This window comes from Mesorhizobium sp. WSM4815 (assembly GCF_055811575.1).
Window position 1 is genome coordinate 1 of the sequence record NZ_JBVVQS010000097.1, and the last position, 14,188, is coordinate 14,188.

A 14,188-nucleotide genomic window follows, 5' to 3' on the forward strand; every position below is an offset into this window, starting at 1 on the left:
TCCGGCACCGGCACTTCTTCCATCCAGATGCCCGGCTCGGCCTTGGCCTTGACCAGCGCCTTCATCATGTTCGACATTCTTTTTTCCCTTGAAACTCTTGATCCGGAATCTCTTTTCGGTTCCGGTCGTTCAGGAAATCACACCAAGTTCGCGCCCGACCGCGCCGAACGCCTCGACCGCGCGGTCGATATCGGCGCTGGAATGGGCGGCCGACATTTGCGTGCGGATGCGCGCCTGGCCCTTCGGCACGACGGGGAAGGAAAAGCCGATCACGTAGATGCCGCGCTCAAGCAGCATGTCGGCCATTTGCGAAGCCAGCGCGGCATCGCCGATCATCACCGGAATGATCGGGTGGTCGGCTCCCGCCAGCGTGAAGCCCGCTTTTTCCATGTTGGCGCGGAAGCGCGAGGCGTTGTCGTAGAGCCGGCGGCGCAAGCCGCCGCCCTGCTCGATCATGTCCAGCACCTTCAGCGAGGCCCCGGCGATAGCAGGCATCAGCGTGTTGGAAAACAGATAGGGACGCGAGCGCTGGCGCAGCCATTCGACCACCGGCCTGCTCGCCGCCGTGTAGCCGCCCGAGGCGCCGCCCAATGCCTTGCCGAGCGTGCCGGTGATGATATCCACCCTGCCCTCGACGCCGCAATGCTCGGCCGAGCCGCGCCCGTTCTTGCCGACGAAGCCGACGGCATGGCTGTCGTCGACCATCACCATGGCATTGTACTTGTCGGCGAGATCGCAGACGCCCTTCAGATTGGCGATGATGCCGTCCATGGAAAATACACCATCGGTGGCGATCAGCTTGAAGCGGCTGCCTTCGGACTTCTTCAATTCCTCCTCGAGCGCCGCCATGTCGTTGTTGGCATAGCGAAAGCGTTTTGCTTTGGAGAGCCTGACGCCGTCGATGATCGAGGCGTGGTTCAGCGCGTCGGAAATGACCGCGTCCTCCTCGGAAAGCAGCGTCTCGAACAGACCGCCATTGGCGTCGAAGCAGGAACCGTAGAGGATTGTGTCCTCCATACCGAGGAAGCTCGATATCTTTGCCTCGAGCTGCTTGTGTTCCTCTTGTGTGCCGCAGATGAAGCGCACCGAGGCCATGCCGTAGCCGTATCGGTCGAGCGCGGCCTTCGCCGCTTCGCGCAGCTCTTCGCTGTCGGCGAGGCCGAGATAGTTGTTGGCGCAGAAATTGAGCAGCTTGCGGCCGCCAACCTCGATTTCGGACGACTGGGGCGAGGTGATGACTCGCTCGCGCTTGTACAGGCCCTCCGTCTCGATCTGCGAAAGCAGCTCGCCAACGTGGTCTTTGAGAGTCGGTGCCATCGTGCTTCCATTTCCATTGGTGATCTTCGCGGTCTTGCTCATGCGACTTCTCCCCGGAGCACGCGCAACATGCGCTCGAAGTGGCTTGGATCGTGTGCTTTGAGGAGCGCAGCTTCCCGGGGCTGGTACAGATCCCAGAGACGCGATAACCAAAAACGAAATGCTCCAGCGCGCTGCATCGCAGGAAGCAATAGGCGTTCGGGTCCAGTGAGCGCGCGAACTGACTCATACGCGCCGAGAAAGGCGGCAACTTGCTTAGTGTCTTGGCGGCCGGTGCCACTATCGACGCACCAGTCATTGAGGCACACGGCTATATCGAAAAGAAAGGTGTCGCATCCGGCGAAGTAGAAATCGAAGACGCCGGTCAGGTGACCACCTTCAAACAACACGTTGTCACGAAAGAGATCAGCGTGCACCGGCCCGCTTGGGAGTTCCTCGTAGGTGGAGGACACGGCGATCTGGTTCTGAAAGGCCAGTTCGCTCGTGAGCAGCGAGCGCTGTCCCTCAGATACGCATCGGCCGACCACCGGCACCACCGCGTTCCACCATTCGAGGCCGCGCGGATTAGCCTGCCGCCGTGGGTAATCGCTCCCGGTCACGTGCATTCGCGCCAGGATCTCCCCGACAGCGCGACAATGCGACTCTGTCGACGCCGTCACGCTCTCGCCAGGAAGCCTGTTGACGATCACGGCAGGCCGGCCTTTCAGCGTGTGAAGGATTTCGCCTCTGACGTTGGCAACCGGATCCGGGACCGGCATTCGCCGCGCCGCAAGGTGCTTCATCAGGTGAAGGTAGAAGGGCAATTGCTCGAATGTGAGCCGCTCGAACAGGGTCAGCACATATTCGCCTGCCTCGGTGTCGACAAAGTAGTTCGTGTTCTCAATTCCGCTCGCGCTGCCGCGAACGGAGTTCGGCTGTCCCAGGCCCAGAGCCTGAAAGAAAGTTGCGACTTCGTTAGGTGACAACTCGGTATATACGGCCATGGCGAAAGAGGTCCCGGTCGTGGAAGCAGCCTTTCAGCAAGCCTGCAGCGTTTCAGCGATGTAGGTCTTCACGGTCTGTGCATCGGCGGAAAGCAGTTTGAACCGTCTCGGCAAACCCTCTATGCCGTCGAACCGTTGCGGAGGAACTGGCTCTCGGCCCAGGGCCTCTCTGATGGTCTCCGCAAATTTGACCGGCAGGGCCGTCTCGAGCACGATCATCGGCACATCCGAAACCGAATGCTCGCGCGCGACCTTCATGCCGTCTGCAGTGTGTGGATCGATCAGCGCGTTGAAGCGGTGCCACGCGTCACGGATCGTCTGCAACCGGTCGGCGTGGGTGCTCTTCCCGCTGCGGAAACCAAAATGGTCCGCCGCCGTCCCGAAGGCCGGATCCCCGCTGAGATCGAACGACCCGCTTTCGCGCAGTTGATCGTCGAACAGCGATCTCGTCCGGCTGGCGTCGCGACCGAGCAAGTCGAACACGAAACGCTCGAGATTGGAGGCCTTGGAAATGTCCATGGATGGGCTCGAGGTTTCATAGGTATCTGCCCGGCCCCGCACGCGATACACCCCAGTGCGGAAAAACTCATCGAGCACGTCGTTCTCGTTGGTCGCAATGAGGAGACGGGAAATGGGAAGTCCCATCATACGCGCAACATGACCGGCGCAGACGTTGCCGAAATTGCCCGAGGGAACGGCAAAGTCGACCTCTGACGAATTCTCTTCAGTCACCTGAAAATAGGCAGAGAAGTAATACACCACCTGAGCGACCAGCCGGGCCCAGTTGATCGAATTGACGGCGCCGATCCGGTGGCGCCTCTTGAAGTCAGCATCGCCCGACACGGCTTTCACGATGTCCTGGCAATCGTCGAACACCCCTTCGATGGCAATGTTGTGAATGTTGTCGTCCTGCAGGCTGAACATCTGGGCTTGCTGGAAGGCGCTCATGCGTCCGTGCGGCGACATCATGAAGACGCGGATGCCCTTCTTGCCGCGCATGGCATATTCCGCCGCGCTGCCCGTGTCGCCACTGGTTGCCCCGAGGATATTCAGCTCCACACCCCGCCGCGCCAGTTCATACTCGAGCAAATTGCCGAGCAACTGCATCGCCATGTCCTTGAACGCCAGGGTGGGACCGTTCGACAGTTCCGCCACATGGAGACCGCTCTCAAGCGTTCGCACGGGCGCGATCCTGGCGGTCCCAAAAACCTCGGGCCTGTAGGTCTTTGCACAGATGGCCTTCAGGTCAGCGGGCGGAATATCGTCGATGTAGAGCGACAGGATTTCAAAGGCGAGCACCGGGTAGGACAAGCCCCGCCACCGATCCAGCGTGGCATCATCCAGCCGAGGGTAGACCTCAGGCACATAGAGGCCGCCATCCGGGGCGAGACCTTCAAGCAGAATCTCGCAAAACTTCCTGCGTTCGGGATGGCCGCGCGTGGAGATGTAGTGCATGTGATGCTGTTCCTTGTTGCCGCTATCGTTCGGCAAGGGTCGATAGACCGCCAACCGTTCGGCCTTCAGCGGCTGGCGCGCCACCAGGCGATACGGTCCTGCAGGGCGTAGCCCTTGATAACGGCCGGGATGAACCACGGATTGCCGCGATAGAACGGGACGGCCGCGGGCGGCCGAAAGTCGAACGCGGTGCGCGCCTGCTCGCCGTGCCCCATCAGCTTGTGAGCCGCACGTGTGCCGACCCATGGCGCCCAGACCACGCCCGAACCGCAGAATCCGGTGGCATAGACCACGCCATCCTTCTCGAAGATCCTGGGCAGCATGTCACGGTGCATCGCCACATTGCCGAACCAGCTATGCGAAAGACGAACGTTCTCCAGTTCTGGGAAAATTTCGCCCAGCCCGTTGCGCAAACGCAGCGTCGGGGCTGCCGGATCGCCTGCACGCGAGCTGTCGCGCCCGCCGAGCAAAATGCGTCTGCCGTCCGGCGAAGGGCGATAATAGAAGCCAAGCTCGCGGCCCTCACCCATCATCATCCGCTTCGGCATCAGGCGCGCCATCAGCTCAGGCGCGAGTTCCTCGGTGGCAATGATCCGGCTGCGAACCGGCACCAGCCGGCGGCGCAGGAAGGGATTGGCGCCGTCGGTGTAGCCATTTGTGCAGACCAGCACCTGCCGCGCCTGCACCGTTCCGGCCGAAGTGGCGACGCGGAACCCCGAGCCATCCCTTTCAATCGAGGTCACGGGCGTGTTCGAATGCACCGCCAGTCCCGAAGCGAGCGCCACCCGCAGGAGCTCCGCGTGGAACTTGGCCGGGTGCAGCCCGCCGATGTCCATCCTGACCATGCCGCCGCGATAGAAGTCGGTGCCGACGTAGTCGCGCTGCTTTGCATATGGAACAGCGTAGGATTCGATCCCCAGTTTCCTTGCTAACGCCTCGGCGCCGCGGGCCATCTTCTCGTACTGTTCATATCCGATGGCGCCCTTGAACAGGCCAACCGGTTGAAAGTCGCAGTCGAGCTTTTCCGACTTGATGAAGTCGTAAAGGAATTCGCGCGCGACCTTGCCCTCGGCCTCGATCGCCATGGCTTTTTCTTCGCCGAAGCGCCGGGTGATCGTGGCGTAGTCCAGCCGGATGCTCCCGCTGGTAATTCCGCCATTGCGCGACGAGGCCCCCTCCCCCGGATTCATCGCATCAAAAGCGGCAACCGAGCGCCCCTCGCGCGCCAGCGCAAGCCCGGCCGAAAGCCCGGCATAACCGGCGCCGACGATCGCCACATCGACTGTCCTCGCCAGGGGCTGCGGCGGCAGCGGCATGACGGGCGCCGCTTCCCACCAGTAGGGTGTGCTCTTGTTGGCGACTTTGGGCTCGTGCACGTGAGGGACTTCTCGTTGCGGTTTCAGGAGGCTGGGTCGGTCCATGCCGGCGAGGTCAGACACGGTCGTCCCGCACGTCGAGCGCATCGCGCAACCCGTCGCCGATGAAATTGAAGCTTGTCACGGCGATGGTGATGGCGGCGCCGGGAATGATCGCCAGCCAGGGCGCACTGTCCAGATACTGCTGGGCGCCCTCGAGCATGTTGCCCCAGCTGGGCAGCGGCGGCTGAATGCCATAGCCCAGGAAGCTGATGTAGGCTTCCAGGAGAATAGCGTGCGCAACTGTCAGCGTCGCGGCCACGATGATCGGGCCCATGGCGTTGGGCAGGATTTCGCGGAACATGATATGCGCACCGCTAAGCCCCAGCATGCGCCCGGCCAGCACAAACTCGCGCTCGCGCAAAGACCGCACCTCGGCCTCGACAATTCGGGCTACCTCCATCCAGCTGGTGATAGCGACGATGACGGTGACCATAGCCGGGCTCGGCTTGAGTGCCGCGGCCAAGGCAAGCAGCAGGAAGATGGAGGGGAATGACAGGAAGCCGTCGACCGTGCGCATCAGCGCTGCGCCGATCCAGCCGCCGCGGTAGCCCGCGATCACACCGACGAGCGTTCCGATCATCGTCGACAGCAGCATGGCAGAGAAAGCCACCAGCAATGAGGTCCTCCCCGCCATCAACAGTCGCGCCGCCACGTCCCGCCCCAAAGGATCGGTCCCGAGATAGTGGTAGCCGGTCAGCGGTGGTGAAAAGCGGGCGCGCAAATCGATGTAGAGGGAATCATAGGGCAGGAGATGCGGGCCGAAGACGCATGCCAGCGTCAGAAGGGTGATCATCACCACCCCCAGCAACGCCAGATGATGGCTCGTGAAACGACGCACGGTGCGGCTGCGCCACCAGCGGCTTGGTCCTACATTTGCGACGAGAGCGGTCATTTCGGGTGCCTCCTGTTGGGTGTGAGGTTACGCGCTCAACCCAGACGAATACGCGGGTCGACGATCGCTACGGCAATATCTGCGATCAGGTTGCCCAGAATAACGAGAATGGCCGAGAACATCAGCAGTCCCATCACGACCGGGTAGTCGCTGTAGCCTAGGCTGTCCAGGAACAGTCGACCCATCCCCGGCCAGGTAAACACTGTCTCCGTCACCAGCGCGCCGGTCAGGATGCTGGGAAGCTGCACCCCGGCCAGTGTGATCATCGGCAAAAGCGCATTGCCGACGACGTGCTTCATGATGACTCGGCGTTCGCTCAGGCCTTTGGCGCGGGCGGTCTTGACGAAATCCTGGCTGATGGCGTCGAGCGTCGCCGTGCGCATGTAGCGGCTCCAGATCGCGACATGCACCAGCGACAGCACGATGCTAGGCAGTATCAGGTGATGCAGGTAGTTCAGGATCGAACCGTCACCGATCGTGTACATGTTGCCTGCAGGCAGCCAGCCCAGCTGCAGGGAGAAGACGTAGATGCCGACGAGCCCGAACCAGAAGGTCGGGATTGACAGCGCGACCATGGCTCCGATCGTCGCCATATAGTCGAACAGCGAATAGCGGTGCGTGGCGCCACGAATGCCGATCCAGGTGCCGATGGCGATCGCAATTGCGGTGGACGTCCCCATCAACAGCAGCGTCGCAGGGACGTGCCGGCCAATCACAGCCAGCACAGGCGTGCCGTCGCGGAATGAGTGGCCCCAGTCGCCCTGGAGAAGCCGCCAGGCCCAGTCGAAATATTGCACCAAAAGCGGACGGTTCAGCCCCAATTGCTCTTTCAGTCGCTCGAGATCGTCCTGCGTCATGCCGGGATCGAGCCCGAATTGCGCCAGCGGCCCGCCCGGCAGCAGGTTCAGCACGAGGAAGCCGATGACCGAGACGATCAGGAGCAGGATGAGGCTCTGTGAGAGCCGGTTGAGCAGGAAGCCGCGCATTCATCTCTCCTCTTTCAAGACAGCGCCCCTCATTCAAGACAGGGCCGATGACTGGCCGCCGCCGCGAGGCGGCGGCGTATGGATGTCAGCCCTTCCAATGCCATCCGGCGGCATGCCAGGATGCGACGCGGGTGTTGGAATTTGCCTCAAAACCCTCCAGCCCTTCCTTGCGGCCGAACACGTTGGTATAGGCAAACAGAGGCAGGAACGGCAGATCCTGACGGACGATTTCCTGCACGCGCAGATAGACGGCGCGGCGCTGTTCCCGATCGAAGGTGCGGGCGCCCTTCTCGAGCAGCGCATCGACCTCCGGGTTGGAGTATTGGCCGGTGTTCGAGCCCTTTCCGCCCTTGGCGACGATCGCCTTGCTGTGCAGGCGGTTAGTAACGTCGGGGTCGCCCGCGATGACATTGGTTACACCGGAGATGGCTGACTCGAACTGCGATTTGAGCCAGAAATCGCCCCACATGACCGCCCCCGGCAGGTTCGATATGGTCATCTCGACGCCGATTTCGGCGAATGTCTGCTGCAGGAACTGCTGCGTCTGCTCACGCAGATTGTTGCCCGAGGTCGTGGAGTTGGCGAACGACAGACGCACCCCGTCCTTCACCCGTATTCCATCGGCTCCGGGTACCCAGCCGGCCTCGTCGAGGATCTGGCCCGCGCGCTCGAGGTTGAACTCCTGTGCCGGCAGGTTCGGATTGTAGTAGTAGGAACTCTGCGGCATGAACGTCTCGGTCGGTTTGTGGATCCCGTAATAAAGTGCTTCGAGGATCGCTGTCCTGTCGATTGCCGCGTAGAGCGCCTGGCGGACCGCCGGGTCCTTGAATTGCGGCTTCTCAAGATTGAGATAGATGGACTCGACCGATGCCCCAGGCTCCAGCTTGACCACACGCTCCGATAGTGCGCTGGCTTCCGCGTAGTGGTCGGCGGTTATGTATGCCTGGTCGACAAGATCGATGTCGCCGCTCTTGAACTGGGTGTAGAGCACCGTCATGTCGGGGATGTATTTGAAGACGAGCCGCTCCAAATAGGGGCCTTCCCCCACATAGTCCGTGTTCGCGACGAGTTCGATATGATCGCCGGCAATGCGCTGCGCCCACTTGAATGCGCCAGTGCCGACAGGCGCCTGATTGAAGGCGGCGGCGTTGGGGTCGGCCTCCTTTTCAAGTATGTGCTTGGGAACCATGAAGGTTTCGGCGAGAAACGACAAATAGGGGGCGAAAGCCTCCTCCATCCGCCAGGTCAGCTCGGTCGGCGAGACCACCTTGATGTCGCGCACCAGCGAATGGCCGGCCGTGCGCCACGCGCGGAATTTCGGATTGGTGATGAGCTCGAGCGTGAACTTCACGTCCTCGGCCGTGAAGGGCTCGCCGTCGTGCCAGCGGACATCGTCACGCAGGCGAATGCGCCAGGTGAGACCGTCCTCCGAAATGCCGCCGTTCTTTTGGCTCGGCACTTCGACTACAAGATTGGGCTGAAGAACGCCTTTGGGGTCCATGCGAACGAGCGCATCAAACACCGAGAAATGCAAAGCGTCGTCGACTTCGGTATGCGGCATCAGTGGATTGAAGACGGTAGGTTCCTGCGAAAGTCCGACGATGACACGGCCGGTTGGGCTCGCTGGCGGGTTCTGGGCGAAGGCGGGCTTGCCCAACAGATTCGGCGCAATAAGGCCTGCAGCCCCGCCTATCGCCATCAATCGCAGTGCATCGCGGCGCGAGTAGCTTGATTTGGTGTTTGAGCGTTCAGTCATTGGAATTCCCCTTGTTCTGGCGGTATCCGCCGTGGCTCTTACCCATTTGCTGCAACCGGACGGGTAGACCCCGGCTGCTCTCCAGGAATCGCCGCCACCAGCTCACGTGTGTAGGCTGATTGCGGGTCGAGGAAGATTTGCGATGGCGGACCGCGTTCGACGATCCGCCCTTTCTGCATCACCGCGATTTCGTCGCAGATCTGGCTGGCGACGCGCAAATCGTGGGTGATGAAGATCATCGAAACGCCGGTCTCCCGCTGGATCTGGTCGAGCAGCTGCAGGATCTGGGCCTGGATCGACACGTCGAGCGCCGACACCGCCTCATCGGCGATCAGCAGCTTCGGCTTGAACATCAGTGCCCGGGCGATGCCGATGCGCTGGCGCTGGCCACCGGAAAATTCATGCGGAAAGCGATCAAAGGCGCCGGCATCGAGGCCGACGTGAGCCAGGAGCGCTTTCGCCTCTTCACGCGCCTTGGCATAGGGCGTCCCGTGCGCGACCGGGCCAACGGTCAGGATGTGGCCGATCGTCGAGCGCGGGTTGAGCGAGGCAAACGGATCCTGGAAGATCATCTGGACCCGCGGCCGCAGCGGGCGGAACTCGGCTTCGGAAAGCGTGGCGATGTCGCGGCCCTCGAACAGAATCCCGCCGCCGTCGCTGTCCAGCAGCTTGATCAAAAGCCGACCAAGCGACGATTTGCCGGAACCGCTTTCGCCGACAACGCCCAGCGTGCGCCCGGGCGCCAGATCGAACGAGACCTCGTTGACCGCGGGCACGACGCGCTGCGCGCTGAACAGGGAACTGCCGCTGCGGTAGGTCTTCATCAGGCCTTCGACCTTCAGGATCGGCGCTTTGTCGGCCTTCTCCAGGGGAACGCGGTCCTCACCGGTCAGGTGCGGGACGGCTGCGATAAGGCGCCTTGTGTAGGGATGGCCCGGCGACTTCAGGACCTGTTGAGCGCTACCCTGCTCGACGATGTGACCCTTCTCCATCACGACGACGCTGTCTGCGATCTCGGCCACCACCCCGAAGTCATGGGTAATGAACATGACGCTCATTCCCTTGCGGCGCTGAATGTCGCGGATCAGCTCGAGAATCTGCGCCTGGGTGGTCACGTCGAGCGCGGTGGTCGGTTCATCCGCGATCAGGATCGTTGGCTCGAGCGCCAGCGCCATGGCGATCATCACCCGCTGCCGCTGCCCGCCGGAGAGGCGGAACGGATACTGGTGGTACATGAGTTCCGGGTCAGGCAGCCCCACCTCGGTCAGCAACTCGATAGCCCGGCCGCGACGGGATTTGGCAGTGCCGACGCCGTGCGCCGCCATGACCTCGTCAATCTGTGCGCCCACGGTCATCAACGGATTGAGCGCCGACAGCGGGTCCTGGAAGATCATCGACACCACTCGGCCGCGCAGGCTGCGCAGCTTGTCCTGCGGCATGCCTACGATGTTCATTCCATCGAGGTGGATGGCGCCCGAGGAGACGCGGATCACGTTGGGCAGTAGCCCCATGATGGCGTTCGCGGTGACCGACTTGCCGGATCCGGATTCGCCAATGACGCACAGGATCTGGCCGCGTTTCAGATCAAAGGAGATGTTCTCGACGGCATAAGTCCGTTCCATGCCTTTCGGCAAATTCACCGTGAGGTCGCGCACCGAAAGCGCCACATCGGCGGGGGCTACAGGCTGGATCGTTGCGACCATTGCGATCATCTCCCGTTTGAACCGAGCGGGTCCACGCTGTTGCGGACCACATCATCGCGCTTTGAGCAGAAGCGCCTCACCATAGCGTCCGTCGTCTGGTCATCTCGGCGCTTCGAGCGCTGAGGCTGCGAGAGACGGATTCTGCTCATCCTGGCGGCTCCCTTGATGAAATTCGGTCCGTGGACCGGACACTGTTCCCTTTTGTTGGAGAACTCTCCGAAGGCGTAAGCCCTGCCTACCGGAAGTCCTCTGGAGCTTACCCCCTATAAGGAAAGGTTGCTCCGTTCTTTCAGCCAGTTTGACTGTTCTGTATCCGCATAGTCGTCGAAATTTGCCCCTCGGGCGGCAGGAACTTCTGAAAAGAACGTCAGGTACGGCATTTCACTCTGCTCCGGTGCCGGCGCAGAAACCGGGATCAGACAACCAGGTCCTTCGTCCGCTAATTTGTGCGCGAAAGGCCTTGCGTCACTGCGCGCCGCGTCCCGAAAAGCCCATGCCGCAGATCACGCGACTGGATGAAGTGCACTCCTGCTTGCCCCTGCGAGGTTGGGGCCAGCGAGCGCTTTTCGGCAACGATTGCCTGTTCTATGGGCTGCAAACCGCAGGAAATTCCGTCCAGGCATGAACTCCGCAGCCTGCCTCTGCGGGCCGCAGGCTAGGATGCATCAAATTACCGGAGTCCCATCCATGCCCGCACCGCTCATTCACATCGAGTCCAGCCCATCCCTGCCTCGCGAGGCGGACGTCGTCGTCATCGGCGGCGGCGTGGTCGGCGTATTCACGGCCTATTATCTCGCACGCCGCGGCATCAGCGTTGCCCTGCTGGAGAAGGGGCGCGTTGCCGCCGAACAGTCCAGCCGCAACTGGGGCTGGTGCCGTCAGCAGAACCGTGACGCACGCGAGTTGCCGATGGCAACCAGGAGCCTCGATCTCTGGGAAAAAGTGGCGCAGGAGACCGGCGAGGACACCGGCTTCCGCCGCTGCGGCCTGCTCTATCTCTCGCAGGACGAAAACGAGTTGGCAGGCTGGGCAAAGTGGCGCGATTTCGCAAGGACGGTTGGCGTCACGACGCATGTGCTGAGCGCGCAAGAAGCCACCGAGCGCGGCAAGGCGACCGGCCGCAAATGGAAAGGCGGCGTGTTCTCGCCAACTGACGGAACGGCGGATCCTTCAAAGGCGGTGCCGGTTGCCGCGCGCGGCATCATGGTGGCCGGCAGCACCGTGCATCAGAATTGCGCGGCGCGCGGGCTGGAACTGAGCGCCGGCCGGGTCAGCGGCGTCGTTACAGAAGCCGGAACCATCCGGACGACGACCGTGGTCATGGCCGGAGGCGCGTGGGCTTCTTCCTTCTGCAACCAGCTTGGTATCCGTTTCCCGCAAGCTGCCGTGCGTCAGTCCATTCTAGCCGTAGCGCCGGGAGCAGAAGGCCTGCCGGATGCCCTGCATACCGCGCGCGTCTCGCTGACGCGGCGCAGCAACGGCGGATACGCGCTGGCGATCAGCGGGCGGGCGCGAGTCGATCCAACGCCGCAGCAGCTCAGGTTCAGCCGCGAGTTCGTGCCGATGTTCGCCCGCCGCTGGCGCAGTCTGGCCCCGGGAGCGTTCGAGGGCTGGCGTCAAGGTCATGAAAGCCTGAGGAAATGGGCAGTTGACGACGTGACACCAATGGAACGGAATCGGATTCTCGACCCCAAACCTGACATGAGGCAGATTCGCCTGACCTATCAAAGAGCCTGCGAATTGCTGCCCGAGTTCCAGCGCGTCGCGATTTCTCATGCTTGGGCGGGCTATGTCGACAGCACGCCCGATGGCGTCCCGGCAATTGGTGAAGTGGAGGGGATTCCGGGCTTTCTTCTCGCCGCGGGATTCAGCGGCCACGGCTTCGGGATCGGCCCCGGCGCTGGGCATATGATCGCCGATATCATCACCGGCAGCGAGCCGATCGTCGATCCGCGTCCCTATAGGCCGGAGCGTCTGAAGACAGCTGCGTGGGGCAAGGTCGCTGAATTCTGAGAAGACCGTTTGCCAAGCTACATCAGGTCGCACACGCGATCGAGGCCGCGAGGCGGCCAGCACTGAAGGGAAAGTGACGATGCGCGAATATGAGATTGCCGCCATTCCTGCCGACGGGATCGGCCCAGAGGTCATTGCCGCCGGTCTCCAGGCGCTTGAGGCGCTGCAGCGGCGCTGCGGCGACTTCAAGCTGCGCGTCCAGCACTTCGACTGGGGCTCAGACTACTACAAGGCGCATGGTCGGATGATGCCCGAAGATGGGGTGGCGCAACTGAAGCGCTTCGACGCCATCTTCTTTGGCGCGGTAGGCGCTCCCGATGTGCCCGACGACATCACGCTCTGGGGCCTCCGGCTGCCGATCTGCCAAGGCTTTGATCAATACGCCAACGTGCGGCCGACCAGGATATTGCCCGGCATTGTTTCGCCGCTGGCGGGCGTTGGCCCTGGCGATCTGGATTGGGTGATCGTGCGGGAGAATTCCGAGGGCGAGTATTCGGGCCACGGCGGCCGAGCCCATCGCGGCCTCCCCGAGGAGGTCGGAACCGAGGTCGCGATCTTCACGCGCGTCGGCGTCACCCGCATCATGCGCTATGCATTCCGGCTGGCGCAGTCACGGCCGCGAAAGCTCCTGACAGTCGTTACAAAATCCAACGCGCAGCGTCACGGCATGGTAATGTGGGACGAAATCGCAGCCGAGGTCGCGCCGGAATTTCCGGACGTCTCCTGGGACAAGATGTTGGTCGATGCTATGACAGTGCGTATGACGTTGAAACCGCGGAGCCTCGATACGATCGTCGCCACCAATCTCCACGCCGACATATTGTCGGACCTTGCGGGCGCGCTCGCGGGCAGCCTCGGCGTTGCACCGACCGCCAACATTGATCCCGAGCGGCGCTATCCCTCGATGTTCGAGCCAATTCACGGCTCGGCATTCGACATCGCCGGCAAGGGTATTGCCAACCCGGTCGCCACCTTCTGGACCGCTGCCCAGATGCTCGAACATCTGGGCGAGAGCGCAGCGGCCGTCCGGTTGATGAACGCTGTGGAATCGGTGACGAGTGAGGGCGTGCTGACGCCGGACGTCGGAGGGACAGCGACCACGCAGGAGGTGACGGACGCCGTCTGCCGGACGATCCGCGGTTCCAACGTTTGACAGGTTTCCAATGAAGCTCGACAAGATCGACATCAAGATCTTATCCCAACTGCAGAAGAACGGGCGGGTCACGAATGTCGAGCTCGCCGACCTGGTGAACCTTTCACCGAGCCCTTGCCTGATGCGGGTGAAGAAGCTTCAGACGGAAGGCTTCATCACCGGCTATTCCGCCCAGATCGATGTGTCCAAGCTCGGGCAGACTCTGACGATCTTCACCGAAGTCACGCTCAAGCACCACCAGCAGAACGACTTCGCGAGATTTCTCACCGCAATCCAGAAGGTCGATTCTGTTATCGAATGCCACCTGGTTTCAGGCGGTTACGACTATCTTGTGAAGTTTGTCACAGCGGGCATCAGCGAGTACCAGACGATCATGGAGCGCATGATCGAACTGGATATCGGAATCGACAAATATTTCAGCTTCGTCGTGCTGAAGTCACCGATCGTCAAATCCCATTTGCCTCTCGACGCGATATTCGACAGATGAGAAAGAGGCTGCCGCGTGCATGCGG

At 62.0% G+C, this 14,188-nt stretch carries 11 protein-coding genes; 3 read left to right on the forward strand and 8 right to left on the reverse strand.

From position 1 onward, the window contains the following. Positions 1–129: 129 nt before the first annotated feature. The 8 genes from AC0L2B_RS19695 to AC0L2B_RS19730 form a co-directional block, all read right to left on the reverse strand. Positions 130–1,317 (reverse strand): glycine C-acetyltransferase, encoded by a 1,188-nt coding sequence (locus AC0L2B_RS19695; RefSeq protein ID WP_473746691.1) that lies wholly within the window; start codon positions 1,315–1,317, stop codon positions 130–132. A gap of 38 nt (positions 1,318–1,355) precedes the next feature. Further along, positions 1,356–2,300, reverse strand: a complete 945-nt coding sequence (locus AC0L2B_RS19700) for a homoserine kinase (RefSeq protein ID WP_473746516.1) — start codon at positions 2,298–2,300, stop codon at positions 1,356–1,358. Between the two features lie 33 nt (positions 2,301–2,333). After that, entirely contained in the window at positions 2,334–3,839 is a 1,506-nt protein-coding gene (gene thrC / locus AC0L2B_RS19705) for a threonine synthase (protein ID WP_473746517.1), read from the reverse strand. Continuing rightward, the gene (locus AC0L2B_RS19710) at positions 3,821–5,071 is read right to left on the reverse strand and encodes an NAD(P)/FAD-dependent oxidoreductase (protein ID WP_373420407.1); all 1,251 of its coding nucleotides are present in this window, start codon (positions 5,069–5,071) and stop codon (positions 3,821–3,823) included. The genes thrC and AC0L2B_RS19710 overlap by 19 nt, the downstream gene beginning before the upstream one ends. Before the next feature lie 115 nt (positions 5,072–5,186). Next, the gene (locus tag AC0L2B_RS19715; protein ID WP_473746518.1) at positions 5,187–6,065 is read right to left on the reverse strand and encodes an ABC transporter permease; all 879 of its coding nucleotides are present in this window, start codon (positions 6,063–6,065) and stop codon (positions 5,187–5,189) included. Positions 6,066–6,100: 35 nt separating this feature from the next. After that, the gene (locus tag AC0L2B_RS19720) at positions 6,101–7,051 is read right to left on the reverse strand and encodes an ABC transporter permease (RefSeq protein WP_473746519.1); all 951 of its coding nucleotides are present in this window, start codon (positions 7,049–7,051) and stop codon (positions 6,101–6,103) included. 85 nt (positions 7,052–7,136) lie between these two features. Beyond that, positions 7,137–8,807 (reverse strand): peptide ABC transporter substrate-binding protein, encoded by a 1,671-nt coding sequence (locus AC0L2B_RS19725; RefSeq protein ID WP_473746520.1) that lies wholly within the window; start codon positions 8,805–8,807, stop codon positions 7,137–7,139. Between the two features lie 38 nt (positions 8,808–8,845). After that, positions 8,846–10,510 carry an ABC transporter ATP-binding protein gene (locus tag AC0L2B_RS19730; RefSeq protein ID WP_473746521.1) on the reverse strand — a complete coding sequence of 555 codons (1,665 nt, stop codon included), beginning with the start codon at positions 10,508–10,510 and terminating at the stop codon, positions 8,846–8,848. A 687-nt stretch (positions 10,511–11,197) separates the two neighbouring features. On the opposite strand from AC0L2B_RS19730, the gene AC0L2B_RS19735 reads away from it, so the two are divergent. The 3 genes from AC0L2B_RS19735 (at position 11,198) to AC0L2B_RS19745 (ending at position 14,163) form a co-directional block, all read left to right on the forward strand. Continuing rightward, positions 11,198–12,523 carry an NAD(P)/FAD-dependent oxidoreductase gene (locus tag AC0L2B_RS19735; RefSeq protein WP_473746692.1) on the forward strand — a complete coding sequence of 442 codons (1,326 nt, stop codon included), beginning with the start codon at positions 11,198–11,200 and terminating at the stop codon, positions 12,521–12,523. Between the two features lie 79 nt (positions 12,524–12,602). Further along, positions 12,603–13,676: a tartrate dehydrogenase gene (locus AC0L2B_RS19740; RefSeq protein WP_473746522.1), complete on the forward strand. Its 1,074-nt coding sequence runs from the start codon at positions 12,603–12,605 to the stop codon at positions 13,674–13,676. A 10-nt stretch (positions 13,677–13,686) separates the two neighbouring features. Beyond that, on the forward strand, positions 13,687–14,163 hold the full coding sequence (locus AC0L2B_RS19745) for an Lrp/AsnC family transcriptional regulator (RefSeq protein ID WP_023798454.1): 477 nt from the start codon (positions 13,687–13,689) through the stop codon (positions 14,161–14,163). Positions 14,164–14,188 lie beyond the last annotated feature (25 nt).